Genomic DNA, 26064 nt, shown 5'->3' with positions numbered 1-26064 from the left:
GCCTCAGGCGTGCGCAGCCCGCAGCTTCATCGAGAACTGGCGCAGCGCCTCGATGCCGCTCTCTTCGGCGCGCCGGCACCAGGCCTGCAGGTCCACCGCCAGCTGCTCGCGCGTCTGGTTGGTGTTCATCCACATCTGGCGCAGCTCTTCGCGCATGGTGACCATCTTGTCCAGCACCGGGTGGGCGGCGCGGGCCTGGGCCAGCTGCGGCTTCGCGGAGGCCGGCACCTTGTCGTCGTCGCGATGCAGCCAGCGCTTGGCGGACTTCAGCTGGGCGAAGTCGGCGCCCTTGGCCTTGAGCTGCTCCATCTCCGCCTTGCAGGCGCGGCGCATTTCGCGGGCATAGCCGGCCATCACTTCGTAGCGATTGGCGATCACGGCCTCGAGCGTCTTCTCGTCGGCGACCGGCTTGATCGCGCCCAGCACCAGCTTCGGCGGCACCTTCTTGACCGTGGCCCAGCCGACCTTCTTCATCATGCTGATGTAGAACCAGCCCACGTCGAACTCGTACGGCTTGACCGAGAACTTGGCCGACGTCGGGTACGTGTGGTGGTTGTTGTGCAGCTCTTCGCCACCGATCACCAGGCCCCAGGGCGAGATGTTGGTGCTGGCGTCCGGCGCCTCGAAGTTGCGGTAGCCCCAGTAGTGGCCGATGCCGTTGATGATGCCGGCGGCGGTGATCGGGATCCACAGCATCTGCACGGCCCAGACCGCAGCGCCGACCGCGCCGAACAGGGCCAGGTTCAGGATCAGCATCAGGCCCACGCCCTGCCAGCTGTAGCGGGTGTACAGGTTGCGCTCGATCCAGTCGTTGGGCGTGCCGTGGCCGAACTTGGAAATCGTTTCCTTGTTCTTGGCTTCCGCGCGGTACATCTCGGCGCCGCGCCAGAGCACGGCGTCGATGCCGCGCGTCTGCGGGCTGTGCGGGTCTTCCTCGGTCTCGCACTTGGCGTGGTGCTTGCGGTGGATCGCCACCCATTCCTTGGTCACCATGCCGGTTCCGAGCCACAGCCAGAAGCGGAAGAAGTGCGACGGGATGGCGTGCAGGTCCATCGCCCGGTGCGCTTGCGCCCGGTGCAGGAAGATGGTGACCGCCGCGATGGTGATGTGCGTGGTGACCAGCGTATAGATCACGATCTGCCACCAGGACAGATCCCACAAGCCGTGGGCAAGCCAGTCGATCGCCGCGTTCAGCACGGCCCAGTCGGGAAGGAACATGGGTGGGTTGTCTCTTTCTCTGCGCAGCGGCAAATCGGCTGCGATGTCGGTTGGAGGGATTGTAAGGCTTGGGGTTCAGTCCTACACGCGATTTTTCGCTAAGCCCTTGATTTACTGGACTTTTTCCCAGGCTGCGGCGAAGAACCCATCGGTGCCGTGGCGGTGCGGCCAAAGGCGCAGGAACTGTCCCGCTTCGCCACTGTAGAGGCTGGCGGCATCGTCGGATTTGACCTGGCTCAACAGGTCTGCCATCGAAAGCGGCCTGAAACCGGGGTGCGCGGCCCCGAAAGCCTCGGCGATTTCCTCGTTTTCGGCCCGCAGGACGCTGCAGGTGGCATACACGAGATGGCCGCCCGGCTTCAACAGCCGCGCCGCGCTTTCCAGGATCGCCGCCTGCTTGGCCGTCAGCTCCGCGATTCCTTCCGGCTTCTGCCGCCATTTGAGGTCCGGATTGCGGCGCAGGGTTCCCAGGCCGGAGCACGGGGCATCGACGATCACGCGGTCGATCTTGCCGGCCAGGCGCTTGATGCGCTCGTCGCGTTCGTGCGCGATGGCCGCCGGATGGACGTTGCTCAGCTTGCTGCGCGCGAGACGCGGCTTGAGGTTGTCGAGCCGGTGGGCGGAAATGTCGAAGGCGTACAGGCGTCCGGTGTTGCGCATGGCCGCGCCCAGGGCCAGCGTCTTGCCGCCGGCGCCGGCGCAGAAGTCCACGACCATCTGGCCGCGCCGCGCATCGGTGATGAGGGCCAGCAGCTGCGAGCCCTCGTCCTGCACTTCGATCGCGCCGCGGGCATAGGCGTCCAGCTTCGTCAGCGCAGGCTTGCCCTCCACGCGCAGGCCCCAGGGCGAATAAGGCGTGGGCGCGGCATCGATGCCGGCGAGCTTCAGCTCCTTGCGCACGTCCTCGCGCTTGTCGGTCAGCGCATTCACGCGCAGGTCCAGCGGTGCGGGTACGTTCAGGCTGTCCACGAGCGGCCAGAATTCGTCGCCCAGCTGCTCCTGCAGGGGCGGCACCAGCCAGTCCGGCAGGTTGTGGCGATGGCGGTCCTGCAGTTCGCCGGGCTGGACCGCGTCGCAAGTCTTCAGCCAGTCCTTTTCCTGGTCGCTGAGCGCGCCGAGCAGGAAGTCGCGCGGGCCGGCGAATCCGAGGATGGCCAGGCGGCGCTCGCGCGGGCCGCTGCCCGAGCGCGCCAGGTACTCGTACAGCAGCTTGCGGCGCACTACCGCATAGGCCGTCTCGGCCAGCGTGGCGCGCTCGCGCGGGCCGAGCGAGCGGTTCTCGCGGAAGAAGCGCGACACCACGGCGTCCGCCGGGTGCTCGAATTTCAGGACCTGGCCGACCAGGTCGGCGCAGGCGGTGAGCAGGGCTTTCGGATGCATCAGAGCGTGGGGAGCAGTTCCGCGATGGCGCGGGGATAGATCTGGTGCTCCTGCGTCAGCACGCGGGCGGCCAGAGCATCGGCGGTGTCGCCGGGCAGGACGGGCACCACGGCTTGCGCCAGGATGGGCCCGAAATCGAGTTCGGCCGTTACCTGGTGCACGGTGGCGCCGGCGACCTGGCAACCCGCGTCCAGCGCGCGCTGGTGCGTGTGCAGGCCCGGAAACGCGGGCAGCAGCGAAGGATGGATGTTCACGAGCCGCCCCTGGTAGCGCGCGACGAAGCCGGGCGTGAGGATGCGCATGAAGCCGGCCAGCACCACCAGCGCAGGCTGGTGCGCGTCGATGGCGCGCGCCAGGGCTTCGTCGAAGGCTTCGCGGCTGGCGAAGGCCTTGTGGTCGACGACTTCGGTGGCGATGCCCGCGGCGGCGGCCAGCTTCAGCCCGCCCGCATCCGGCCGGTTGCTGATCACGGCGGCGACGCGTGCATCCAGGGCCTTGGCCCAATGGTCGCGTTCGGCCGCGCGCACAATGGCGGCCATGTTGGAGCCCCCGCCGGAGACGAGGATGACGATGTTCTTCATGGGAGGCCGGATTATCCCTTCGAGAACATGGAACCACTGAATCTGACCGAAGCCAGGGTGCTGGGCACCCTGATGGAAAAGGCCCGCACGGTGCCGGACACCTATCCCTTGTCGCTCAACGCGCTGGTGGCCGGCTGCAACCAGCGCAGCAGCCGGGATCCCGTCACCAACCTGAGCGAATCCGAGGTGCAGGAAGCGCTGGATGGCCTCAAGCGCCGATCGCTTGCCTTCACCGCGCGCGGCAGCCGCGTCGACCGCTGGGAACACAACTTCCAGCGGGCGATGGTGGTGCCGGAGCAGTCGGCGGTGCTGCTGGGCCTGCTGATGCTGCGCGGGCCGCAGACACCCGGCGAACTGCGCATCCACAGCGAGCGCTGGTACAAGTTCGCCGACATTTCCTCGGTGGAAGCCTTCCTCGACGAGATGCAGTCGCGCACCGAGGAGAAGGGCGGCCCGCTGGTGGTGCAGCTGCCGCGCGCGCCGGGCGCCCGCGAGGCGCGCTGGGCGCACCTGCTGTGCGGGCCGGTGGACGTCAGCAATCAGGCGGATGCGCCCGCCGCGGCCACCGTGTCCAGTGGGGGTCTGGCGGCCCGGGTTGCCGCCCTGGAAGCGGAAGTCGCGCTGCTGCGCGCCGCGGTTGCCGACATCGCCGGCCAGCTCGGTTTGTCACTCCCCGGACAGACCGAAACGAACGACCGTGCTTAAATTGAAGCTGTACTCGGAGACAAGCCATGGACCTTGCCTTTACCCCTGAAGAACAGAAGTTCCGGGAAGACATCCGCGCCTGGGTGCGCGAGAACCTGCCCCAGGACATCGCGCACAAGGTGCACAACGCCCTGCACCTGACGCGCGACGACATGCAGCGCTGGGCCAAGATCCTGGGCAAGAAAGGCTGGCTGGGCTATGGCTGGCCCAAGCAGTTCGGCGGCCCGGGCTGGAGCGCGGTGCAGAAGCACCTGTTCGAGGAAGAGACCGCGCTGGCCGGCGCGCCGCGCATCGTGCCGTTCGGCCCGGTGATGGTCGCCCCCGTGATCATGGCCTTCGGCTCGCCCGAGCAGCAGCAGCGCTTCCTGCCCGGCATCGCCAGCGGCGAAGTCTGGTGGAGCCAGGGCTACAGCGAACCGGGCTCGGGCTCCGACCTGGCCTCGCTCAAGACCCGCGCCGAGCGCAAGGGCGACAAGTACATCGTCAACGGCCAGAAGACCTGGACCACGCTTGCGCAGCACGGCGACTGGATCTTCTGCCTGGTGCGCACTTCCACCGAAGGCAAGCCGCAGACCGGCATCTCCTTCCTGCTGATCGACATGAAGTCGCCCGGCGTCACCGTGCGGCCCATCATCATGCTGGACGGCGGCCACGAGGTGAACGAGGTGTTCTTCGACAACGTCGAAGTTCCCGCCGAGAACCTGATCGGCGAAGAGAACAAGGGCTGGACCTACGCCAAGCACCTGCTTTCGCACGAGCGGACCAACATCGCCGACGTCAATCGCGCCAAGCGCGAGCTCGAGCGCCTGAAGCGCATCGCGAGGTCGGAAGGCGTCTGGGGCGACCAGCGCTTCCGCGACGAGATCGCGCGCCTGGAAGTTGACGTGGTGGCGCTGGAGATGCTGGTGCTGCGCGTGCTGTCGGCCGAGAAGTCCGGCAAGAACCCGCTGGACATCGCCGGCCTGCTGAAGATCAAGGGCAGCGAGATCCAGCAGCGCTACAGCGAGCTGATGATGCTGGCCGCCGGCCCCTTTGCCGTGCCCTTCATCCAGGAAGCCATGGAAGCCGGCTACCAGGGCGAGTACGTCGGCGCCTCCCACGTGGCCCCGCTGGCCGCCACCTATTTCAACCTGCGCAAGACCACCATCTACGGCGGGTCGAACGAAGTGCAGCGCAACATCGTCTCGCAGACGGTCCTCGGCTGAAGGAGCAACGAACATGGACTTCAATTTCAGCGACGACCAGGAACAGCTGCGCGACGCGGTGCGCAAGTGGGTGGACCGCAGCTACGGCTTCGAGCGCCGCAGCGGCGTCGTCAAGGCGGGCGGCTTCGACCGTGCGGCCTATGGCGAGCTCGCCGAGCTTGGCCTCGCGGGCCTGTACGTGTCCGAAGAACATGGCGGCATGGCCATGGGGCCGGTCGAGGCGATGGTGGTGATGGAAGAACTGGGCCGCGGCATCGTGCTGGAGCCGCTCGCGCAGACGCTCGTTGCCAGCGGCGTGCTCGGCGCCTACGCGCCGGCGGCGGTGCAAGGCCAGTGGCTGCCGACGATCGCGACGGGTGAAGCGCTGGTGGTGCTGGCGCACCAGGAGCGCAAGGCGCGCTGGCGCCTCGATGCCTGCGAGGCGCAGGCCACGCACGGCAGCAGCGGCTGGACCGTCAGCGGCGACAAGAGCGTGGTGCCCGCGGGCGACCAGGCCGACGCCTTCCTGGTGCCGGCCCGCAGCGGCGGCAAGGTGGCGCTGTTCCTCGTCGAGCGCACCGCGCAAGGCGTGAAGACGCGTGGCTATCCGACCATCGCCGGCGAGCGCGCGGCCGAAGTGAGCTTCCGCGATGCGGCCGCCGTGCTGGTCACGGCCGACGGCCTGCCCGCGCTCGAGCAAGCCGTGGACATCGGCATCGCCGCCACCTGCGCCGAAGCGGTGGGCGTCCTGGACAAGACGATGGAAGTCACTGCCGAATACATGAACACGCGCAAGCAGTTCGGCGTGACGCTGGCGACCTTCCAGGCCCTGCGCCATCGCATGGCCGACATGAAGATGCAGCTGGAACTGGCGCGCTCCATGAGCTACTACGCGTCGCTGAAGCTGAATGCCCCCGCCGAGGAGCGGCGCCGCGCGATGGCGCGCGCCAAGTACCAGCTCGGCGTGTCCATGCGCTTCATCGGCCAGAACTCGGTGCAGCTGCACGGCGGCATCGGCGTGACCGACGAATACATCGGCAGCCACTACTTCAAGAAGCTCACGCAGCTGGAGCTGACCTACGGCGACACCTTGCACCACCTGGGCGAGGTCTCGGAGCGCATGCAGGACACGGCCGGCGTGTTCGCCTGACGCCCTGCGCCCAGCAAACGCCCGCAACAGCGGGCGTTTCTCATTTCGAGGAGACACAAGACATGACGACGAATCGCCGCCACTTCATCGCCCTCACCGGCGCCGCCCTGCTCACCACCGCCTGCGCCACCGGCCCTTCCATGACCGAGCTTCCGCCCATCGTCTTCGTGCACGGCAACGGCGACGCCGCATCGATCTGGCAGACGACGCTCTGGCGCTTCGAGTCCAACGGCTGGCCGCGCAGCCGGCTGCACGCGATCGAGCTGCCGTATCCGCTCGCGCGGGACGACGACACCAAGGCGCAACCGGGACGCACGTCGACGGCCGAACACATGGCCTTCCTGGCCGCCGAGGTCGACCGCACGCTGCAGGCGACCGGCGCGCAGAAGGTCGTGCTGGTGGGCAACTCGCGCGGCGGCAATGCCATCCGCAACTACATCCAGAACGGCGGCGGTGCGGCCAAGGTGAGCCACGCGGTGCTGGGCGGCGTGCCCAACCACGGGATCTGGGTGTCGCTGCCCGGCCTGTCCGACAACAGCGAGTTCGCCGCTGCCAGCGCTTTCCTGCGCGGCCTGAACACGCCGAAGAACGCCAATGGCGACGAGGTGACGGGGCCGGTGCAGTGGCTGACGCTGCGCTCCGACAACAACGACAAGTACGCGCAGCCGGACGGCCAGTGGATCGGCAAGAAAGGCGCGGCCACCGGCGTCGGCTACGACGGCCCGGCGCTCAAGGGCGCCACCAACCTGGTGCTGCCGCGCGTGGACCATCGCGAGACCGCGTTCTCGCCGGCTGCCTTCGCGGCCATGCATCGCTTCATCACCGGCCGCGCGCCGGCGACGCTGGAGGTGTTGCCGGAAGCCAGGGTGATGCTGTCCGGGCGGGTCACCGGGCTGGGACTTTCGTCGGCCGATGCGGCCAGCGGCAACTTCGCCAACAACCTGCCGCTGCCGGGCGCGCTGGTGCGCGTCTTCCCGGTCGATGCGGGCACCGCCCTGCGCGAGCGTCCGACCCCGGTCTACGAAACGACGGTGGGCGCCGACGGCCGCTGGGGACCGTTCCAGGCGACCGAGGGCACGCGCTACGAGTTCGTGGTGAGCGCGCCGGGCTATGCCACCACGCACATCTACCGCAGTCCCTTCCCGCGTTCCAGCGACGTCCTCGCCCTGCGGCCGGAGCGCGTGCCCGCGGCCGACCAGGGCGCGCCGTCCCTGGTCATCCTGACCCGCCCGCGCGGCTACCTGGATCCCGCGCGCGACAAGATGTCCTTCGACGGCCAGAGCCCGCCTCCCGGCGCGCTGCCCGGCGCCGGCGTCGCCAGCTCGCGCATCAAGCCGGAGCCGCAGCGCACGGTGGTGGCGGAGTTCAACGGGGAACGGGTGGTGGGCCGCAGCTGGCCGATGGGCAGCGGCGAGGTGTCGGTGCTCGAACTGACGTACTGAGGCGCGCCGGCGCTACGCGTCGTGCAGCCGCGAGTTCTTGGGCAGGTGCGCCATCAGGAACTCCATCTGGTCCGCCAGGATGCGGCGGTTGCGCAGGATGAAGTCTTCCCAGAGGCTGGGCACGTAGGGCGCGTAGAGCAGGTCCATGTGGGCCTGCTCCGGCGTGCGGCTGCCCTTGCGGTGGTTGCAGGCGCGGCAGGACGTCACCACGTTCATCCAGTGGTCCTTGCCGTTCTGGGCGAAGGGGATGATGTGCTCGCGGGTGAGTTCCTCCTCGTGGAACTCGCCGCCGCAGTAGGCGCACACGTTGCGGTCGCGCGCGAACAGCTTGCCGTTGGTGAGGCCTGGCTTGAGGTCGAAGGGGTTGATGTTCGGCACGCCCTTGGTGCCGATGATGCTGTTGACCGTGATCAGGGACTGCCGGCCGCTGGCCGCATTGGTGCCGCCGCGGAACACGGCGACTTCCGCCCCCGCCTCCCACCGGACCTGGTCGGCGGCGTAGTGCAGCACGGCCTGCTCCAGCGAAATCCACGACTGGGGCAGCCCTTGGGCGGACAGCTTCAAGACCTTCAAACGCGACTCCTTCCAGGAAACGACGTCGGCACGGACCTTCAAGCACAATATACCTGTTTTTCGTGCTGGACCCATGACCAGTCCCGGGTGCGTGGGCCTTGCGCCACGCCACCGACTGCTATCAAAAACATACCTCGCCCCCATGCAGATCCTGCGCGGCTTCCACCACCCCCAGATCGCCCGGGCCTGCGCCGTGACGATCGGCAATTTCGACGGGGTGCATCGCGGCCACCAGGCGATGCTGGCCCTGCTGAACAACGAGGCCCGGCACCGCGGCGTGCCCAGCTGCGTGCTGACCTTCGAGCCGCATCCGCGTGACTATTTCGCGGCGCTGCACCGCAAGCCGGAACTGGCGCCGGCGCGCATCGCGACCCTGCGCGACAAGCTGACCGAGCTGGCCGGCTGCGGCGTCGACCAGTGCGTGATCCTCAAGTTCGATGCGCGCCTGTCGAGCCAGGAGCCCGACGCCTTCATCAGCAACGTGCTGGTGAAGGGCCTGGGCGCGAAGTACGTGCTGGTGGGCGACGACTTCCGCTTCGGCGCCAAGCGCGCCGGCGACTACGCCCTGCTGGATTCGTCCGGCAGCCGCCTGGGCTTCGACGTCGCCCGCATGAACGCCTACGAGGTGCACCGGCTGCGCGTGTCGAGCTCCGCGGTGCGCGAAGCGCTGGCCCGCGGCGACATGGCCGGCGCGGCGACCCTGCTCGGGCGGCCGTACAGCATCAGCGGGCACGTGGTGCATGGCCGCAAGCTCGGCCGCGAGCTGGGGTTCAAGACCCTCAACCTGCGCTTCGCCCACTGGAAGCCCGCCGCGAGCGGCATCTTCGCCGTGCGGGTCCACGGGCTGGACGAGCGCCCGCTGGAAGGGGTCGCCAACCTCGGCATCCGGCCTTCGCTGGACCCGAAGGACGTCAACGGCGGCCGGGTGCTGCTGGAGACGCACTGCCTGCAATGGCCCGCCCGGCTGGGGGCCGAAGGGGCCTACGGTAAAATCATCCGGGTGGAACTGCTGCACAAACTGCACGACGAGCTGCGCTACGACGGTCTCGATGCCCTGAAAGCGGGCATCGCGCGCGACTGCGACGCCGCCCGGGCCTTCTTTGCTTCCACCCACGCCGAAACCCGGCGGCAGACCACGCGCGACCGAATTTAACGGTGCCCTTGTCATTGCGGGCCCGACCCGCAATCCATCCCCCACGGTTTCACCGCCGTGGATGCCGGGTCCGGCCCGGCATGACAAGTACAAGCACCGAACAGGCTCCCTCATGACCGACAAGACCGATTACCGCGCCACCCTCAACCTGCCCGACACGCCCTTCCCCATGCGCGGCGACCTGCCCAAGCGCGAGCCGGGCTGGGTGAAGCAGTGGGAGGTCGAAGGCCTCTACAAGCGCCTGCGCGTCGCCCGCGCCGGCCGGCAGAAGTTCGTGCTGCACGACGGCCCGCCCTACGCCAACGGCCAGATCCACATGGGCCACGCGGTCAACAAGATCCTGAAGGACATGATCGTCAAGTCCCGGCAGCTGAAGGGCCTGGACGCCGCCTACATCCCCGGCTGGGACTGCCACGGCCTGCCGATCGAGAACGCGATCGAGAAGAAGTACGGCCGCAACCTGCCGCGCGACGAGATGCAGGCGAAGAGCCGCGCCTTCGCCACCGAGCAGATCGCGCTGCAGATGGTGGACTTCAAGCGCCTGGGCGTGCTGGGCGACTGGGACCATCCGTACCGCACCATGGACTTCGGCACCGAGGCCGGCGAGATCCGCGCGTTCAAGCGCGTGGTGGAACGCGGCTTCGTCTACCGCGGCCTGAAGCCGGTGTACTGGTGCTTCGACTGCGGCTCCTCGCTCGCCGAGTTCGAGATCGAGTACGCGGACAAGAAGTCGCAGACGCTGGACGTCGGCTTCAAGGCCAACGACGCGGCCCAGGTCGCCGCGGCCTTCGGCGTGCCGGCGACCGGCAGCGACATCTTCGCCGTGATCTGGACGACCACCGCCTGGACCATCCCCGCCAACCAGGCGCTGAACCTCAACCCCGAGATCGTCTACGCGCTGGTCGACACGCCGCGCGGCCGCCTGATCCTGGCCGAGGTGCTGGTGGAGAAGGCGCTGGCCCGCTTCAAGCTCGAGGGCAAGGTGCTGGCTACCACCGAAGGCAAGAACCTCGGCGGCCTGGAGTTCCAGCATCCGCTGTACGACGTCGACGCCGGCTTCCGGCGCCTGTCGCCGGTCTACCTGGCCGACTACGCCACGGCCGACGACGGCACCGGCATCGTGCACTCCTCGCCCGCCTACGGCCTGGACGACTTCAACAGCTGCGTCGCCCACGGCCTCGCCTACGACGACATCCTGAACCCGGTGCAGGGCAACGGCTCCTACGCGCCCGACTTCCCGCTGTTCGGCGGCGAGAACATCTGGAAGGCCGTCCCGCACATCATCAAGACGCTGGACGACGCCGGCCGCCTGTTCGCCACCGAAACCATCGTCCACAGCTACCCGCACTGCTGGCGCCACAAGACGCCCGTGATCTACCGCGCCGCGGCGCAGTGGTTCGTTCGCATGGACGAGGGCGTTGGCGTGTTCACCAAGGACAAGGCGCCCGACACGCTGCGCAACCTGGCGCTGGCCGCGATCGACGAGACCGCCTTCTATCCCGAGAACGGCAAGGCCCGCCTGCGCGACATGATCGCCGGCCGGCCCGACTGGTGCATCTCGCGCCAGCGCAGCTGGGGCGTGCCCCTGCCCTTCTTCCTGCACAAGGACTCCGGCGAGCTGCACCCCAGGACCATGGAGATCCTGGACCTCGCCGCCGACATGGTCGACGCCGGCGGCATCGAGGCCTGGAGCAAGGCCAGCACCGAGGAGATCCTTGCCAAGGTGGGCGCCGCCGCCGATGCACCGGCCTACACCAAGAGCCAGGACATCCTGGAAGTCTGGTTCGACTCGGGCACCACGCACACCACGGTGCTGAAAGGTTCGCACGCCGGCGCCGGCCACGAGAACGGCCCCGAGGCCGACCTCTACCTCGAAGGTCACGACCAGCACCGCGGCTGGTTCCACAGCTCGCTGCTGACCGCCTGCGCGATGTACGGCCGCGCGCCCTACCGCGGCATCCTGACGCACGGCTTCACGGTGGACAGCCAGGGCCGCAAGATGTCCAAGTCGATGGGCAACGGCGTGGATCCGCAGGAAACCAGCAAGAAGCTGGGCGCGGAGATCATCCGCCTGTGGGTGGCCGCCTCCGACTACTCCGGCGACATCGCCGGCGACGACAAGATCCTGGCCCGCGTGGTCGACGCCTACCGCCGCATCCGCAACACCCTGCGCTTCCTGCTGGCCAACGTGAGCGACTTCGATCCGGCCAAGGACGCCGTGCCCTTGAACGAGCTGCTGGAGATCGACCGCTACGCCCTCGCGCGGGCGGCGCAGTTCCAGCAGGAAGTGCTGGCGCACTACGAGGTCTACGAGTTCCACCCGGTGGTGGCCAAGCTGCAGGTGTACTGCTCCGAGGACCTGGGCGCGTTCTACCTGGACGTGCTGAAGGACCGCCTGTACACCACGGCGCCCAAGTCGCTGGCACGCCGCAGCGCCCAGACCGTGCTGTGGAACATCACGCACGCCATGCTGCGCTGGATGGCGCCTTTCCTCAGCTTCACCGCCGAGGAAGCCTGGAAGCTTTTCGGCAGCTCGGAGTCGATCTTCCTCGAGGAGTACGCCGAGATCGGCGCCCCGGACGAAGCGCTGCTGGCCAAGTGGAACCGCATCCACGAGATCCGCGACCTCGCCAACAAGGAAATCGAGGCGCTGCGCGAAAAGGGCCAGGTGGGCTCGTCGCTGCAGGCCAACCTGGTGGTGACGGCAGGACCGGACGACCACGCGCTGCTCGCCAGCCTGGGCGACGACCTGAAGTTCATCTTCATCGCCTCGCAGGTCACGCTGCAGCCGGGCGCCGACCTCGCGGTGCAGGCGGTGCCGAGCACCGACACGAAGTGCGAGCGCTGCTGGCATTGGCGGCCCGACGTCGGCAGCGACCCGGGGCATCCCACCATCTGCGGCCGCTGCGTGAGCAACCTGTTCGGCGCCGGCGAAGCGCGGGAGCACGCTTGATGGCCCGCAACCTCTCGCTCTCCACGTCCGGCACCGGCGGCAGCATGCTGCCCTGGCTGGGCCTCGCCCTGATCGTGCTGATCGCCGACCAGTTCACCAAGGTCCTGATCCTGGGCTACTACCAGTACGGCGACTCGACCTACGTCACGCCCTTCTTCAACATCGTGCGGGCGCACAACACCGGCGCGGCCTTCAGCTTCCTGGCCGCGGCCTCGGGCTGGCAGCGCTGGCTGTTCACCGGCATCGCGGTGGTGGCGGTGCTCTTCATCCTGTGGCTGCTGCGCAGCCATTCGCACCAGAAGCTGTTCTCCTTCGCGCTCGCCTGCATCCTGGGCGGCGCGGTGGGCAACGTGGTCGACCGCCTGCTGCATGGCTACGTGGTCGACTTCCTCCAGGTGCACTATGCCAACCGCTGGTACTTCCCGGCCTTCAACGTGGCCGACGCCGGCATCACCATAGGCGCGGCCTGCCTGATCCTCGATGAACTGCTGCGGGTGCGCCGAACCCGGTAAAGCCAAACGCTTACTGGCCCTGGTGCCGGGGCCCGGCGTATCATTGCTTCAAACATGAAGCATCTGCTGAACCTGCTGGCAGCCGTGGCGCTGCTGGTGTGGGGCACCTATCTCGTACGGACCGGCATCCTGCGCGTTTTTGGCGCCAACCTGCGCCACGTGCTCGCGCGCAGCATCGGGACCCGCCCGGCGGCCGCGCTCGCCGGCGTCGGCGTCACCGCACTCGTGCAGTCCTCCACGGCCACCGCGCTGATCGTGTCCTCCTTCGTCGGCCAGGGCGTCGTCGCCCTGCCGATCGCGCTCGCCGTGATGCTGGGCGCCGACGTGGGCAGCAGCCTGATGTCGGTGGTGTTCTCCTTCGACCTGTCCTGGCTGTCGCCCCTCTTCATCTTCGTCGGCGTCGTGCTGTTCATCGGCCGGCAGGCGACGCCCATGGGCCGCCTCGGCCGCGTGCTGATCGGCCTGGGGCTGATGCTGCTCGCGCTGCGGCTGGTGTCGGAGTCGACCGCGATCATGGTGCAGTCGCCGGCCATCAAGGCGCTGCTGCTGTCGCTTTCCAGCGACGTGCTGCTGGAGATCACCGTCGGCGCCGTGATGTCCCTGGTGGCTTATTCGTCCCTGGCGATCGTGCTGCTGACGGCCACGCTCGCCGCCTCCGGCGCCCTGCCGCTGGACGTGGCCCTGGGCCTGACCCTCGGCGCCAACCTCGGAAGCGGCGTGCTGGGCGTGCTGGCCACGGCGAAGTCGCCGGTGGAGGTGCGGCAGGTGCCCATGGGCAACCTGGTGTTCAAGGTCATCGGGGTGCTGCTGTGCGCGCCGCTGGTGGGACTGTGGCTGCGCTACGCCCGGCCCTTCCTCGGCGAATCCCCGGCCACGGTGGTGGTGCTGTTCCACCTGTCCTTCAACATCGTGATGGCGCTGGCCTTCATCGGCCTGACCAAGGTGGTGGCGCGGCAGGTGGAAACCTGGCTGCCCAAGACGCCCAAGCACATGGTCGCGGGGCGGCCGCACCACCTGGATCCGATCGCGCTGTCGACGCCTTCGCTGGCCATCTCCTGCGCCGCGCGCGAGGCGCTGCACCAGGCCGACGTGGTCGAAACCATGCTCATGGGCATGCTGCGCGTGATCAAGGACAACGACCTGCGCCTGGCCGAGGAACTGCGCAAGATGGACGACACGGTCGACCAGCTCTATTCGGCCATCAAGTACTACCTGACCAAGATCTCGCGCGAGGCGCTGGGGGAAGAGGAAAGCCGGCGCTGGACCGACATCATCAGCTTCACCATCAACATGGAGCAGATCGGCGACATCATCGAGCGCATCCTGATCGACATCGAGGACAAGAAGATCCGGAAGTCGCGCAGCTTCTCCGACGCCGGCATGGCGGAGATCTGCGAGCTGCACGCGCGCCTGGTCGACAACCTGCGCCTGGGCATGAGCGTGTTCCTCAACGGCTCCGAGCGCGACGCCCGCAAGCTGCTGGAGGAAAAGGCGCGCTTCCGCGACCTGGAGCGCGCCTATGCGGGCACGCACCTGGTGCGCCTGGCCGAGAACACCGTGCAGAGCGTGGAGACCAGTTCGCTGCACCTGGACCTGATCAGCGACATGAAGCGGATCAACTCCCACATCTGCTCGATCGCCTACCCGATCCTCGATTCGGCCGGCGCGCTGGCGCCGAGCCGCATCAAGCAACTGCTGCCCGACGCCGGCTCCGACCTGGCGTCCTGAGCCTCAGTCGCCCGCGACCTGCACCGGGCGCGGCGCCGCGCCCCAGTCGCCGCCCAGCGCCCGCACCAGCACCACCGTCGCCTGGAACTGCGCCGCGCGCACCTGCAGGGCCTGCCGGCGGTTGCGCAGTTCGCTGCGCTGCGCATCGAGCAGCTCCAGCTGGCTCACCAGGCCGTTCCGATAGCGCGTGCCCGACAGCGTGGTGGCCCGGCGTGCCGCTTCCACCGCGCGCCCTTGCGCCAGCGACTGTTCGTGCAGCAGCCGCAGCGCCGACAGCTGGTCCTCCACTTCGCGGAAGGCGACCAGCACCTGGCCGCGATAGGAGGCGAGCGCCGCATCGAGCTGCGACCGCGCGTCCTCGATGCCGGCCTGGCGGCGTCCGCCATCGAAGATCGGCAGCGACAGCAGCGCGCCCACGCTCCAGGCGCGGGCCGACCAGCGCAGCAGGTCGCCCAGCTCCGGCGACGCGAAGCCGCCCTGGCCGGTGAGCGCCAGGCGCGGGAACCAGGCGGCCTGCGCCACGCCCACGCGGGCCTGCGCGGCCAGCAGCGAGGACTGCGCCGCCGACACGTCCGGGCGGCGGGCCAGCACGGTCGCGGGCACGCCGGCGGGAATCACGGGCAAGGCCGTCGTCCATTCCGCGGCCGGCAGCGTGAACTCGGAAGCGGCGTCGCCCACCAGCACGGCCAGCGCATGCTCCAGCGCGGCCCGCTGTCGCGCGATGGCCAGCGCCTCGGCTTCGGTGGCCGCGACTTCCGCCTGCACGCGCACCACGTCGAGCTCGGCGACGTCGCCGGCCTGGTGGCGGCGCTGCGTCAGCCGCAGCGTGCCGGCATACGCTTCCACCGTCTCGCGCACCAGCGCCTGTTCCACATCCAGGGCGCGCAGCGCGAGGTAAGCCTGCGCGGTCTCGGCCTGCACGGCCAGGCGCGTGCTTTGCAGCAGCGCCGCTCGTGCGTCGGCATCCAGCGAAGCGGCATCGCGCCGGCCACCGGCGCGGCCGAACAGGTCGGGCTCGTAGGCGAGCTGCACGCCGGCCTGGTACAGCGTGAACGGCGCCGGCCCGGCGGCGCTGTTGGCACCCGCCGCACGGTCCGCGGACGCGCCGAGGGCCAGTTGCGGCAGCCGTTCGGCATTGGCCGAGCGCACCGCCGCCCGCGCCTGCGCCAGCCGCGCGGCGGCCTCGCGCACGCCGGTGTTGGCATCGGCGGCGCGCTGCACCAGCGCATCGAGCTGCGGGTCGCCGAAGGCCCTCCACCACTCGCCGCGGTCGCGGGACTCGGCGGGCGCGGCGGTGGTCCACTGCGCGTTCTCCTTGAACTGCGCGGGCGGCGCCGGCTGCGCGGGCAGCTCGGGCAAGGCGGTGGCGCAACCGGCAAGCAGCAGCGCGCCCACCAGCGGAAGCAAGGCAAAGGTCTTCATGATCAGGACTCCTGGGAATGCACGGGCGCCGCGGGCACGGGGCGCACCGCGCCGCCGCCGCCGCTGCCGCTGCCGGCGAAACCCTCGAAGTGCGGCACCTGCCCGTGCTGGCGCAGCGGCCGGTTGCCCGCCAGGCGGCGCAGCACGACGTAGAACACGGGGGTGAGGAAGAGGCCGAAGGCCGTCACGCCGATCATCCCGCTGAACACGGCCACGCCCATGGCGCGCCGCATCTCGGAGCCGGCGCCGGACGACAGCACCAGCGGCACCACGCCCATGACGAAAGCGAGCGAGGTCATGAGGATGGGCCGCAGCCGCAGCCGCGCCGCCTCGATCGCCGCCTGCACCGGCGTGCGGCCGGCGAACTCCAGCTCGCGCGCGAACTCCACGATCAGGATCGCGTTCTTCGCCGACAGCCCCACCAGCACCATCAGCCCGATCTGCGTGAACACGTTGTTCTCGCCGCCGCCCAGCCAGACACCCGTAAGCGCCGCGAAGATGCCCATGGGTACGATCAGCAGGATGGCCAGCGGCAGCGTCAGGCTCTCGTACTGCGCGGCCAGCACCAGGAACACCAGCAGGATCGCCAGCGGGAACACGACGAGGGCGGAGTTGCCGGCCAGGATCTCCTGGTAGGTCAGCTCGGTCCACTCGTAGGAGATGCCCGCGGGCAGCGTCTCCGCGGCAATGCGCTTGATGGCTTCCTGCGCCTGGCCCGAGGAGAAGCCCGGGGCCGGCCCGCCGTTGATGTCGGCAGTGAGGTAGCCGTTGTAGCGCATGGCACGCTCGGGGCCGTAGCTGGAACGCACGTTCATCAGCGACGACAGCGGCACCATCTCGCCGGAGGACGAGCGCACCTTGAGCGCGCCGATGTCCTCGGCCCGCGCCCGGTACGGCGCATCCGCCTGCACGCGCACGCTGTAGGTGCGGCCGAACTTGTTGAAGTCGTTGACGTACACGCTGCCCAGGTAGGTGGACATGGTGTCGAACACGTCGGTGACGGCCACGCCCAGCTGGCGCGCGCGGGTGCGGTCGATGTCGGCATAGAGCTGCGGCACGTTGACCTGCCAGCTGGTGAACAGGCCGGCCAGCTCCGGCGACTGGTAGGCCTTGGCCATGAAGGCCTTCACGGCGCTGTCCATCGCCTCGTAGCCGAGCGAGCCGCGGTCTTCCAGCTGCAGCTTGAAGCCGCCCGTGGTGCCCAGGCCCTGCACGGGCGGCGGCGGGAACATCACGATGAACGCGTCCTGGATGCCGCCGAAAGCCTGGTTCAACTGGCCGGCGACCGCCTCGCCGCTCTGGTCCTTGCCCTTGCGCTGGTCGAAGGGCTTCAGCATCGCGAACACGATCCCCGAATTGGAGCTGTTGGTGAAGCCGTTGATCGACAGGCCCGGGAAGGCCAGCGTGCCTTCGACGTTGGGGTTCTTCTGCGCGATCTCGCCCATCTTGCGGATGACGGCGTCGGTGCGGTCCAGGGTGGCGCCATCGGGCAGCTGCGCGAAGCCGATCAGGTACTGCTTGTCCTGCGCCGGCACGAAGCCCTTGGGCACGGCCTGGAACAGGCCCGCGGTCGCCAGCGCCAGCACCGCGTACACGGCCAGCATCGCGCCCTTGTGCGAGAGCACGGTGCGTACGCCGCCGCCATAGGCGGTGGAGCCGCGCGTGAACACCTTGTTGAAGCGGCGGAACAGCCAGCCGAAGGCGCGGTCCATGAAGCGCGTGAGCGCATCCTTGGGCGCGTCGTGCCCGCGCAGCAGCAGCGCAGCGAGGGCCGGCGAAAGCGTCAGCGAGTTGAAGGCCGAGATCACCGTGGAGATCGCGATGGTCACCGCGAACTGGCGGTAGAACTGTCCCGTGAGCCCGCTGATGAACGCCAGCGGGACGAACACCGCCACCAGCACCAGCGCGATGGCCACGATGGGCCCGGACACTTCCTTCATCGCGCGGTAGGTCGCGTCGCGCGGACTCAGGCCGGCCTCGATGTTGCGCTCCACGTTCTCCACCACCACGATGGCGTCGTCCACCACGATGCCGATGGCCAGCACCAGCCCGAACAGGCTCAGGGCGTTGATCGAGAACCCGAGCAGGTGCAGCACGGCGAAGGTGCCCACCACCGAGACCGGCACCGCCAGCAGCGGAATGACCGAGGCGCGCCAGGTCTGCAGGAACAGGATCACCACCAGCACCACCAGCGCGATGGCTTCCAGCAGCGTGTGCACGACCGACTCGATGGAGGCGCGCACGAACTGCGTGGGGTCGTAGGCGATGCGGTACTCCACGCCCTCGGGCATGGTCTTGCGGATTTCCTCCATGGTCGCGCGGACCTGGGCGGAGATCTGCAGCGCGTTGGAGCCCGGCGCCTGGAACACGCCGATGCCGACGGCGGAATCGTTGTTCAACAGCGAGCGCAGCGAATAGTCGGCCGCGCCCAGCTCCAGCCGCGACACGTCGCGCAGCCGCGTGACGGCACCGTCGGCGCCGGTCTTGACGATGATGTCGCCGAACTCCTCCTCGTCCTGCAGGCGGCCCTGCGCGTTGATGGACAGCTGGATGTCGACGCCGGGCAGGCCCGGCGATGCGCCCACCACGCCGGCCGCGGCCTGCACGTTCTGCTCGCGGATCGCGCGCACCACGTCGGTCGCCGACAAGCCGCGTTGCGCGACCTTCTGCGGATCGAGCCAGACGCGCATCGCGTACTCGCCGCCGCCCCAGATCCCCACCTGGCCCACGCCGCCGATGCGCGCGAGCCGGTCGCGCACGTTCAGCACGGCGTAGTTGCGCAGGTAGTCCATGCCGTAGCGCCCATTGGGCGAGACCAGGTGGACCACCATGGTGATGTCGGGCGAGCTCTTGACCGTGGACAGGCCCAGGCGCCGCACTTCCTCGGGCAGCCGCGGCTCGGCCTGCGCGACGCGGTTCTGCACCAGCTGCTGCGCCTTGTCCGGGTCGGTGCCCAGGCGGAAGGTGACGTTGAGCGTCAGCAGGCCGTCGGTGGTGGCCTGGCTGCTCATGTAGAGCATGCCTTCCACGCCGTTGATGGCCTCCTCCAGCGGCGTGGCCACCGTCTCGGCGATCACCTTGGGGTTGGCGCCGGGGTAGTTGGCGCGCACGACGATGGTGGGCGGCACGACCTCCGGATACTCGGAGATCGGCAGTGCACGCAGCGCGATCAGGCCGGCCAGGAAGACCAGCAGCGACAGCACGCCGGCAAAGATCGGCCGGTCGATGAAGAAGCGGGAGAAGTTCATGCCTTGGCTTCCATCGTCACTTGCTGCGGCTGCACGACCACGCCCGGTCGCACGCGCTGCAGGCCGTTGACCACCACGCGCTCGCCCGGCTTCAGGCCGCTGGTGACGACGCGCAGGCCGTTGCTGGTGGCGCCCAGCGTCACTTCGCGGTATTCCGCCTTGTTGCCCTCGCCCACCACCAGCACGAACTTCTTTTCCTGGTCGGTGCCGACGGCGCGCTCGGTGACCAGCACGGCGCGCGTGCTGCGCGCCTGGCCCATGCGCACGCGGGCGAACTGGCCGGGAATCAGTGCGCCGTCCTTGTTGTCGAAGGCGGCGCGCAGGCGGATGGTTCCGCTCTTCGCATCGACCTGGTTGTCGATCAATTGAAGGCGGCCCGCATGGGGCGTGTCGGCGGTCGCGCCGGTGCCGATCTGCACCGGGATGCGCTCGATCAGCTGGCGGGCGCTGGCGCCGCCGGGCAGGTCCTTCAAGGCGCGGACGATCACCTGTTCGTCGGCTTCGAAGCTCGCGTAGATCGGGCTCACCGAGACCAGCGTCGTGAGCACCGGCGCTCCGGGACCGGCCGCCACCAGGTTGCCCGGCGTGACTTCCAGCTTGCCGATGCGGCCGGACACGGGCGCACGCACCTGCGTATAGCTGTAGTTCAGGCGCGCGCCCTGCAGTTGCGCCTGCGCCGCGCGCAGGTTGGCGCCGGCCTCGCGCGCCGCGTTGACGCGCTCTTCCAGCTCGCGCTGCGCGATCGCGCTTTCTTCCCACAGGCGCTGGGCCCGCGCGTGCTCGCTCTGCGCCTGGGCCTGGCGCGCCTGCGCGGCGGCCACCTGCGCCTCGGCACGCTCCACCTCCGCCTGGTACGGCGCGGGGTCGATCGTGATCAGCAGGTCGCCCTGGCGCACCAGCGCGCCTTCGCGGAAGTGCACGGCCTGCACGGCGCCGGCCACGCGCGAGCGGATCTCCACGCGCTCGACGGCCTCGATGCGGCCGGAGAACTCGTCCCAGGCGGCGACGTCGGTCTCGCTGACCGTCGCCACCGACACCTGCGGCGCGGGCGGCGCGCTGTTGGCCGTGGCCTGGGCGCGGCCACCCTGCAGGCTGATGACGGCGGTGGCGAGGACCGACAAGCTGGCGGCCGCGCCGGCCGCGGTCCACATGCGCCAGTTGCGCTTCTTGTTGTTGGCAGCGTTTTCCATGGTTGATGCCTTTCTTTTTTCGGGATGCGTTGGCCCACCCCGGCCGCTCGGGCCGGGTTGAAGCGTGGGGAGAAGGGGTTGCGCGGGGCGCTATGAAGGTTGCGGCACGGGCGCGGCGAGGAAGCGCGTGAACTCGCCTTGCACCACCGCGGCACACGGACAAGCCTGTGCGGTGGTCTCCAGCGATTCGGGCCAGCCGGTGGCGGGGATCAAGGCCGTGCGCACGGCCACCTCCGCCTGCTCCAGCCGCCGCGCGAAAGCCATCGCTTCGTCGCGCATGGGATCGTCCTCGCCCGCCAGCACCAGCGTGGGCGGCAGGCCCGCCAGGCGCTGCGCGTAGGCCGGCACGGCGTACGGATGCTCGGCGTCGCGCGGGTTGCGCAGGTACTGGCTCCAGCCGGTGCTGAAGCGGCACTGCACCTCGCTGCCCAGGGCTTCGCGCTGCGAAGCCGAGGCCGTGCAAGGGTCCAGCATCGGCGTCACCAGGATCAGGCCGGCCACCGGCGGACCCGCGCGGTCGCGCGCCACCAGCGCGATGCCGGCGGCCAGGTTGCCGCCGGCCTCTTCGCCGGCGAGGAACACCTGCGCCTTGGGGCCGGCAATGCGCGCGCGCTTCTGGTGCAGCCACTCCAGGGCCGCATAGCCCGCCTCCACCGCCTGCGGGAACGGATGTTCCGGAGCCAGGGGATAGCCGATCGACACCACCAGCGCGCCCGCGTCCGCGAGCAGCTGCGCCAGGCATTCGCCGCTGTCCAGGTCGCCGCCCGTGAAGGCGCCGCCATGCAGGTGCAGCACCACGCGGCCGGCGGCTGCGCGCTTGTCGCCGTGCAGGCGCATGGGCATGGGTGAGTGGCCGGGCAGGGCCAGGCTTTCGGGAAGGGACGCGGGAACGCTGGATCGCATGACGGCAAATATAGGCACTGGGACCGTGCGGATAAACAGGGCACCGGCCAGTTCTCTGTTTCCAGACCGTGAACAATGCGGCCACCCAAGAGGACGAACAAGGAGAGAAAGGACATGGACCAGATCCAGGCCATGCGGGTGTTCGGCAGGGTGGTGGAAACCGGCAGCTTCACGAAGGCGGCCGAGTCGCTGGACATGCCCAAGGGCTCCGCCACCAAGCTGCTGCAGCAGCTCGAAACCCGCCTGCAGGTGAAGCTGCTGAACCGCACCACGCGGCGCGTGACCGTCACGCCGGACGGAGCGGCGTATTACGAACGCGCCTCGCGCCTGCTGAACGACCTCGACGAGATGGAGGCGGCGATGACGCTTGCGCAAGGCAAGCCGGGCGGCCGCCTGCGCGTCGACGTCGGTTCATCGATCGCGTCGCAGATCATCATCCCCGCCCTGCCCGATTTCTACCGCCGCTATCCCGACATCCAGCTGGACCTCGGCGTGGGCGACCGGCCGGTGGACCTGATCAGCGACAACGTGGACTGCGTGATCCGCGGCGGCGAACTGACCGAGCAATCGCTGGTGGCCCGCCGCATCGCCAACATGGACCTGGTGTCCGTGGCCACGCCGGCCTACCTGGCGGCCAACGGCACGCCCGCGCATCCCCTCGACCTGGAGACCGGGCACACGGTCATCAACTTCTTCTCGCCGCGCACCGGCCGCCTGTTTCCCAACGTCTTCGAAAAGGACGGCGAACGCATCGAGGTCGCGGGGCGCCACAAGCTGTCGGTGAACGAAGGCAATGCCTATCTCGCCGCGGCACTGGCGGGGCTCGGCATCGCGCAGATCGCGCGCTTCCAGGCAGCGCCGCACATGGCGGGCGGCGCGCTGGTGGAGATCCTCCCGGCCTGGAAGCACCCGCTGATCCCGCTGCATGTGGTGTATCCGCCCAACCGGCATCTGAGCGCGCGCGTGCGCGCCTTCGTCGAGTGGGCGGCGGAGGTCTTCGCGAAGCTCTCGGTTACTTGAGCAGCTTGCCCGAGTTGCCGATCACGGTGACTTCGACGTAGCGCGAGCCGATGCGATTGCGCGGCGCGTAGCCGACGTTCACGCCGCCCAGGTCGAAGTTGGCGAGCGACTCCAGCGCCTGCACCACGCCGGCCCGCGTAGCGTTGGGGCCGGCGCGCTTGAGGCCTTCCACCAGCACCTTGGCGCCCAGGAACTCCTCGAAGCTGGTGTAGTTGACCTGTGCATCCGGCGCGTACTTCTTCAGCAGCGTCTGGTATTCGCGCACCGCCGGCAGCGTCGGGACGTAGGGATACGGCACCACCTGGCTGATGCCCAGTCCGTGGGCGTTCTTCAGCCCGGCGATCTTCACGATCTCCGCCGGGTCCACCACCGAGATGTTATACAGCTGCGCGCCGCCGCCCGCCTCGCGGTACTGGCGCACGAAGGCAGCCGTCGACTTGTTGACCGAGATCATGATCACGGCCTGCGCATCGGAAGCCTTCACGCGGCGCACCGCGTCTTCCACCTTGTCGGTGTTGCGCTCGTAGGGCGCGGCCACCGAGAGCGCCAGGTTGCGCTTGGCCAGCGCCTTCTTCACGCCTTCCAGGCCGGCCTGGCCGAAGCCGTCTTCCTGGTACATCACGGCGATGCGCTTGAGGCCCAGCGTGGTGGCCTGTTGCACCATGTGTTCGGTCTCGTCGGCGTAGCCCGCGCGCACGTGGAAGATCCAGGGATTGAACGGGTCGCGCAGGTTCTCGCCGCCGGTGTACGGCGCCACCAGCGCGGCGCCGCCTTGCGCCAGCACGCCCTCGGCCAGCAGCTTGCCGACGTTGGCGGTGCCGGCAAAGCCGAACAGCGCCACCACTTCGGGCTTATCCAGCAGTTCGCGCGTGAGGCGGACGGTCTCGTCGACCTTGTAGCCGTCGTCGACCACGAGGTGCTTGATCGCGCGGCCATGGATGCCGCCGGTGGCGTTGACGTGGTCGAACCAAATGCGGCCGCCCAGCACCATCTGCGCGCCCGTGCTGGCCAGCACGCCCGACAGCGGGGCGACCTGGCCGACCACGAGATCGGCCCCACGCGCCGCGAGTGCACCCGGCAATGCAAGCGCCGCCCCCAGGCCGAGGACGAGTTCCCGCCGCTTCATGATTTGTCTCCAGATGTAATTCAGGAGCGCGAGCGTAATCGGGAGCGGGGCGGTAAAACCGCCCTAGGTAGTACTACTTCAGGGACAACGCGAAAGGGGCGCGGATCAGGACGGCGCCGACTCGGGGGTCGTGCGGCGCAGGCAGTACTCCACCAGCGCCTCGATCTCGTTGGACTTGTCGAACACGGCATCGGCGCCGAGCTGGGCGCAGCGCCAGCGCACGTCGCGCGTGGCGTGGTTGCTCAACACCACCACCTGCTGGCCGGGCCGGCGCTGGCGCGCCGCCTCGACCACGTTCATGCCGCTGCCCTGGCGCAGGAACAGGTCCACGATCGCCACGTCCCAGTCGGCGTTGGCGGCCAGCCAGCGTTTGCCCTCGTGCTCGGTCTCGGCCATGCCGACGGGGTCCACGCCGGCCAGGTCCTTGAGCGTTTCGATCAGGTTGTCGCGGATCGTCGAACTGTCCTCGACGATGAAGGCGCGCAGCTGCATGTTTCTTTCTCCAGTGGAGAGCGAATCTAGCCTCCCGCCCGCGGTTCGGCTGCAAGCAGCCAGCCTACGGGCTTGTAGGAATGCAGCGTCGGCGTGAATTCAGAGCGTCAGGATCGTGCAGCCGGTGGTCTTGCGCGCTTCGAGCGCCTTGTGGGCCTCGCGCACCTGGACCAGCGGGAAGGTCTGGTCGATGCGGATCTGCACCTTGCCGCTGGTGACGGCCTCGAACAGGTCGTCGGCCATCTGCTGCGTGGTCTCGCGGGTGGAGATGTGGGTGAACAGGGTCTGGCGCGTGACGTACAGCGAGCCCTTGGCGCCCAGGATCCCGGGCGCGAAGGGCGGCACCGGGCCGGACGCATTCCCGAAGCTCGCCATCAGGCCGAAGGGCTGCAGGCAGTCGAGCGACTTGTCCCAGGTGTCATTGCCGACCGAGTCGTACACCACCTTCACGCCCTTGCCGCCGGTGATCTCCTTCACCCGCGCGGCGAAGTCTTCCTTGCTGTAGTTGATCACGTGGGCCGCGCCCAGCGACTTGGCGAGCGCGCACTTCTCGTCCGAGCCGGCGGTGCCGATCAATTGCAGCCCCAGGGCCTTGGCCCATTGCACGGCGATCAGGCCGACGCCCCCGGCGGCCGCATGGAACAGGACGTGGTCGCCCGCCTTCAGGCCGCCCTGCGGCAGCGTGCGCTTGAGCAGGTACTGGGCCGTCAGGCCCTTGAGCATCATCGCCGCGCCGGTTTCGAAGCTGATGGCGTCGGGCAGCTTGCAGACGCAGGTGGCGGGCATCACGCGCACCTCGCTGTACGAGCCGGGCGGATTGCTGGCATAGGCGGCGCGGTCGCCGGCCTTCAGGTGCGTCACGCCCTCGCCCACCGCCTCGACGATGCCGGAACCTTCCATGCCGAGGGTCAGGGGCATCGGCAGCTTGTACAGGCCGGTGCGCTGGTAGACGTCGATGAAGTTGAGGCCGATGGCCTTGTGGCGGATGCGGACCTGGCCGGGGCCGGGCTGCCCGACTTCGACGTCCACCAGTTCCATTTCCTCGGGGCCGCCGTTCTGGCGGATCTGCACTGCCTTGCTCATGCCGGACTCCTGTCAAGTGTTCGCCGCGCATCCTGCCATGAAACCGTCAGCCCCGTCGGCTACAGTGCCGCGCTGCCCATGCAATTGCGACTCACCGCCTCCACCGCCTTCCTCCTCACCCTGGCGCCGCTGCTGTGGGCCGGCAACGCCGTCGTCGGCCGGCTGGCCGCGCCGCTGGTGCCGCCGCTCACGCTGAACTTCCTGCGCTGGGCGCTGGCCTTCGTCCTGCTGCTTCCGTTTGCCTGGCGCCTGCTGCGCGCCGACGGCCCGCTGTGGCCGCGCTTCGGCCGCTTCGCCGTGCTGGGGCTGCTGGGCGTGGGCTGCTACAACGCCTTGCAGTACCTCGCGGTGAAGACCTCGACACCGATCAACGTGACCCTGGTCGGCTCCAGCCTGCCGGCCTTCATGCTGGGACTGGGCGCCCTCTTCTTCGGCCAGCGCATCACGCGGCGGCAGGTGCTGGGCGCGCTGCTGTCGATCGCGGGCGTGCTGGTGGTGCTGTCGCAAGGCGAGTTCGCGCACCTGGCGCAGGTGCGCTTCGTCGCCGGCGACCTCTACATGATCGTGGCCACCGCGGCCTGGGCCCTCTACAGCTGGCTGCTGACACGGCCCGGCGACCCGCCCGAGATCCGCGGCGACTGGGCGGCCTTCCTGATGGCGCAGCTGGTGCCGGGGCTGCTGTGGTCGGGCCTCTTCGCCGCCACCGAAACGGCGCTGGGGACGCAGGCGATCGTCTGGGGCTGGCCGCTCGCGGCAGCGCTGGCGTACATCGCGCTCGGGCCGGCGATCCTCGCTTATCGCAGCTGGGGACTGGGCGTGCAGCGGGCGGGGCCCAACGTCGCGGCGTTCTTCTCCAACCTCACGCCCTTGTTTGCGGCGCTGTTCTCGGCAGCCTTCCTCGGCGAGCCGCCAAGGCTGTACCACGCGCTGGCGTTTGCCTTGATCGTGGCGGGGATCGTGGTGTCGTCGCGGCGCTGAAGGCTGGGTTCGCGCAGCGAACG

At 69.1% G+C, this 26064-nt stretch carries 21 protein-coding genes; 10 read left to right on the top strand and 11 right to left on the bottom strand.

Features of this window, described 5'->3' with window-relative positions:
* Positions 1-3: 3 nt before the first annotated feature.
* The 3 genes from LZ009_RS04290 to purN form a co-directional block, all read right to left on the bottom strand.
* Entirely contained in the window at positions 4-1218 is a 1215-nt protein-coding gene (locus LZ009_RS04290; protein ID WP_275696630.1) for a DesA family fatty acid desaturase, read from the bottom strand.
* 111 nt (positions 1219-1329) lie between these two features.
* Entirely contained in the window at positions 1330-2598 is a 1269-nt protein-coding gene (locus LZ009_RS04285; protein ID WP_275696629.1) for an RsmB/NOP family class I SAM-dependent RNA methyltransferase, read from the bottom strand.
* Positions 2598-3179 (bottom strand): phosphoribosylglycinamide formyltransferase, encoded by a 582-nt coding sequence (gene purN / locus LZ009_RS04280; RefSeq protein WP_275696628.1) that lies wholly within the window; start codon positions 3177-3179, stop codon positions 2598-2600. The genes LZ009_RS04285 and purN overlap by 1 nt, the downstream gene beginning before the upstream one ends.
* A gap of 27 nt (positions 3180-3206) precedes the next feature.
* Here purN and LZ009_RS04275 point away from each other — a divergent pair, with 27 nt between their 5' ends.
* From LZ009_RS04275 to LZ009_RS04260, 4 genes are all read left to right on the top strand, one after another.
* Positions 3207-3884, top strand: a complete 678-nt coding sequence (locus LZ009_RS04275) for a YceH family protein (RefSeq protein WP_275696627.1) — start codon at positions 3207-3209, stop codon at positions 3882-3884.
* Positions 3885-3910: 26 nt separating this feature from the next.
* Positions 3911-5089, top strand: coding sequence for an acyl-CoA dehydrogenase family protein (locus tag LZ009_RS04270; protein WP_275696626.1), 1179 nt, complete (start codon positions 3911-3913; stop codon positions 5087-5089).
* Between the two features lie 13 nt (positions 5090-5102).
* Positions 5103-6218 carry an acyl-CoA dehydrogenase family protein gene (locus LZ009_RS04265; protein ID WP_275696625.1) on the top strand — a complete coding sequence of 372 codons (1116 nt, stop codon included), beginning with the start codon at positions 5103-5105 and terminating at the stop codon, positions 6216-6218.
* 62 nt (positions 6219-6280) lie between these two features.
* A complete protein-coding gene (locus LZ009_RS04260) occupies positions 6281-7660 on the top strand; it encodes an alpha/beta fold hydrolase (RefSeq protein WP_275696624.1) in 1380 nt (459 codons plus the stop codon).
* A 12-nt stretch (positions 7661-7672) separates the two neighbouring features.
* Here the strand turns inward: LZ009_RS04260 and LZ009_RS04255 are convergent, their stop codons facing one another.
* Positions 7673-8233 carry an HNH endonuclease gene (locus LZ009_RS04255; protein WP_275696623.1) on the bottom strand — a complete coding sequence of 187 codons (561 nt, stop codon included), beginning with the start codon at positions 8231-8233 and terminating at the stop codon, positions 7673-7675.
* 142 nt (positions 8234-8375) lie between these two features.
* Between LZ009_RS04255 and LZ009_RS04250 the strand changes: the two genes are divergently transcribed.
* The 4 genes from LZ009_RS04250 (at position 8376) to LZ009_RS04235 (ending at position 14579) form a co-directional block, all read left to right on the top strand.
* Positions 8376-9386 (top strand): bifunctional riboflavin kinase/FAD synthetase, encoded by a 1011-nt coding sequence (locus tag LZ009_RS04250; protein WP_275696622.1) that lies wholly within the window; start codon positions 8376-8378, stop codon positions 9384-9386.
* A 112-nt stretch (positions 9387-9498) separates the two neighbouring features.
* Positions 9499-12339, top strand: coding sequence for an isoleucine--tRNA ligase (gene ileS, locus LZ009_RS04245; protein ID WP_275696621.1), 2841 nt, complete (start codon positions 9499-9501; stop codon positions 12337-12339).
* Positions 12339-12851: a signal peptidase II gene (gene lspA, locus LZ009_RS04240; RefSeq protein WP_275696620.1), complete on the top strand. Its 513-nt coding sequence runs from the start codon at positions 12339-12341 to the stop codon at positions 12849-12851. The genes ileS and lspA overlap by 1 nt, the downstream gene beginning before the upstream one ends.
* Positions 12852-12905: 54 nt before the next feature.
* On the top strand, positions 12906-14579 hold the full coding sequence (locus LZ009_RS04235; RefSeq protein WP_275696619.1) for a Na/Pi cotransporter family protein: 1674 nt from the start codon (positions 12906-12908) through the stop codon (positions 14577-14579).
* A gap of 3 nt (positions 14580-14582) precedes the next feature.
* Here the strand turns inward: LZ009_RS04235 and LZ009_RS04230 are convergent, their stop codons facing one another.
* The 4 genes from LZ009_RS04230 to LZ009_RS04215 all read right to left on the bottom strand — a co-directional run bounded on the left by LZ009_RS04230 (position 14583) and on the right by LZ009_RS04215 (position 21342).
* Entirely contained in the window at positions 14583-16001 is a 1419-nt protein-coding gene (locus LZ009_RS04230) for an efflux transporter outer membrane subunit (protein ID WP_275696618.1), read from the bottom strand.
* Positions 16002-16003: 2 nt separating this feature from the next.
* Positions 16004-19249, bottom strand: coding sequence for an efflux RND transporter permease subunit (locus LZ009_RS04225; protein WP_275696617.1), 3246 nt, complete (start codon positions 19247-19249; stop codon positions 16004-16006).
* On the bottom strand, positions 19246-20439 hold the full coding sequence (locus tag LZ009_RS04220) for an efflux RND transporter periplasmic adaptor subunit (protein ID WP_430300187.1): 1194 nt from the start codon (positions 20437-20439) through the stop codon (positions 19246-19248). The genes LZ009_RS04225 and LZ009_RS04220 overlap by 4 nt, the downstream gene beginning before the upstream one ends.
* A gap of 90 nt (positions 20440-20529) precedes the next feature.
* Complete coding sequence (locus tag LZ009_RS04215) at positions 20530-21342, bottom strand: alpha/beta hydrolase (RefSeq protein WP_275696616.1); 813 nt, start codon at positions 21340-21342, stop codon at positions 20530-20532.
* Between the two features lie 114 nt (positions 21343-21456).
* On the opposite strand from LZ009_RS04215, the gene LZ009_RS04210 reads away from it, so the two are divergent.
* A complete protein-coding gene (locus tag LZ009_RS04210) occupies positions 21457-22362 on the top strand; it encodes a LysR family transcriptional regulator (protein ID WP_275696615.1) in 906 nt (301 codons plus the stop codon).
* Here LZ009_RS04210 and LZ009_RS04205 read toward each other — a convergent pair.
* The 3 genes from LZ009_RS04205 to LZ009_RS04195 all read right to left on the bottom strand — a co-directional run bounded on the left by LZ009_RS04205 (position 22355) and on the right by LZ009_RS04195 (position 25063).
* On the bottom strand, positions 22355-23488 hold the full coding sequence (locus LZ009_RS04205) for an ABC transporter substrate-binding protein (protein ID WP_275696614.1): 1134 nt from the start codon (positions 23486-23488) through the stop codon (positions 22355-22357). The two genes, LZ009_RS04210 and LZ009_RS04205, sit on opposite strands and share 8 nt — an antisense overlap.
* 105 nt (positions 23489-23593) lie before the next feature.
* Positions 23594-23980, bottom strand: coding sequence for a response regulator (locus tag LZ009_RS04200; protein WP_275696613.1), 387 nt, complete (start codon positions 23978-23980; stop codon positions 23594-23596).
* A 99-nt stretch (positions 23981-24079) separates the two neighbouring features.
* On the bottom strand, positions 24080-25063 hold the full coding sequence (locus LZ009_RS04195) for a quinone oxidoreductase family protein (protein WP_275696612.1): 984 nt from the start codon (positions 25061-25063) through the stop codon (positions 24080-24082).
* Between the two features lie 78 nt (positions 25064-25141).
* Here LZ009_RS04195 and LZ009_RS04190 point away from each other — a divergent pair, with 78 nt between their 5' ends.
* A complete protein-coding gene (locus LZ009_RS04190) occupies positions 25142-26041 on the top strand; it encodes a DMT family transporter (RefSeq protein WP_275696611.1) in 900 nt (299 codons plus the stop codon).
* The last annotated feature ends 23 nt before the right edge of the window (positions 26042-26064 follow it).

It is taken from the genome of Ramlibacter paludis (assembly GCF_022012305.1).
GTDB lineage: Bacteria > Pseudomonadota > Gammaproteobacteria > Burkholderiales > Burkholderiaceae_C > Ramlibacter > Ramlibacter paludis.
The sequence above is the reverse complement of the archived record's forward strand: the minus strand, read 5'-3'. Positions and strand labels throughout refer to the sequence as shown.

Excerpts from the sequence above, each read along its gene's own strand:
- LZ009_RS04275 (WP_275696627.1), top strand. The coding sequence starts at position 3,207 with ATGGAACCACTGAATCTGACCGAAGCCAGGGTGCTGGGCACCCTGATG.
- LZ009_RS04270 (WP_275696626.1), top strand. The coding sequence starts at position 3,911 with ATGGACCTTGCCTTTACCCCTGAAGAACAGAAGTTCCGGGAAGACATC.
- ileS (WP_275696621.1), top strand. The coding sequence starts at position 9,499 with ATGACCGACAAGACCGATTACCGCGCCACCCTCAACCTGCCCGACACG.
- LZ009_RS04215 (WP_275696616.1), bottom strand. The coding sequence starts at position 21,342 with ATGCGATCCAGCGTTCCCGCGTCCCTTCCCGAAAGCCTGGCCCTGCCC.
- LZ009_RS04200 (WP_275696613.1), bottom strand. The coding sequence starts at position 23,980 with ATGCAGCTGCGCGCCTTCATCGTCGAGGACAGTTCGACGATCCGCGAC.
- LZ009_RS04285 (WP_275696629.1), bottom strand. The coding sequence starts at position 2,598 with ATGCATCCGAAAGCCCTGCTCACCGCCTGCGCCGACCTGGTCGGCCAG.
- LZ009_RS04195 (WP_275696612.1), bottom strand. The coding sequence starts at position 25,063 with ATGAGCAAGGCAGTGCAGATCCGCCAGAACGGCGGCCCCGAGGAAATG.
- LZ009_RS04290 (WP_275696630.1), bottom strand. The coding sequence starts at position 1,218 with ATGTTCCTTCCCGACTGGGCCGTGCTGAACGCGGCGATCGACTGGCTT.
- LZ009_RS04235 (WP_275696619.1), top strand. The coding sequence starts at position 12,906 with ATGAAGCATCTGCTGAACCTGCTGGCAGCCGTGGCGCTGCTGGTGTGG.
- purN (WP_275696628.1), bottom strand. The coding sequence starts at position 3,179 with ATGAAGAACATCGTCATCCTCGTCTCCGGCGGGGGCTCCAACATGGCC.
- LZ009_RS04220 (WP_430300187.1), bottom strand. The coding sequence starts at position 20,439 with ATGGAAAACGCTGCCAACAACAAGAAGCGCAACTGGCGCATGTGGACC.
- lspA (WP_275696620.1), top strand. The coding sequence starts at position 12,339 with ATGGCCCGCAACCTCTCGCTCTCCACGTCCGGCACCGGCGGCAGCATG.
- LZ009_RS04265 (WP_275696625.1), top strand. The coding sequence starts at position 5,103 with ATGGACTTCAATTTCAGCGACGACCAGGAACAGCTGCGCGACGCGGTG.
- LZ009_RS04205 (WP_275696614.1), bottom strand. The coding sequence starts at position 23,488 with ATGAAGCGGCGGGAACTCGTCCTCGGCCTGGGGGCGGCGCTTGCATTG.
- LZ009_RS04190 (WP_275696611.1), top strand. The coding sequence starts at position 25,142 with ATGCAATTGCGACTCACCGCCTCCACCGCCTTCCTCCTCACCCTGGCG.
- LZ009_RS04250 (WP_275696622.1), top strand. The coding sequence starts at position 8,376 with ATGCAGATCCTGCGCGGCTTCCACCACCCCCAGATCGCCCGGGCCTGC.
- LZ009_RS04210 (WP_275696615.1), top strand. The coding sequence starts at position 21,457 with ATGGACCAGATCCAGGCCATGCGGGTGTTCGGCAGGGTGGTGGAAACC.
- LZ009_RS04230 (WP_275696618.1), bottom strand. The coding sequence starts at position 16,001 with ATGAAGACCTTTGCCTTGCTTCCGCTGGTGGGCGCGCTGCTGCTTGCC.
- LZ009_RS04225 (WP_275696617.1), bottom strand. The coding sequence starts at position 19,249 with ATGAACTTCTCCCGCTTCTTCATCGACCGGCCGATCTTTGCCGGCGTG.
- LZ009_RS04260 (WP_275696624.1), top strand. The coding sequence starts at position 6,281 with ATGACGACGAATCGCCGCCACTTCATCGCCCTCACCGGCGCCGCCCTG.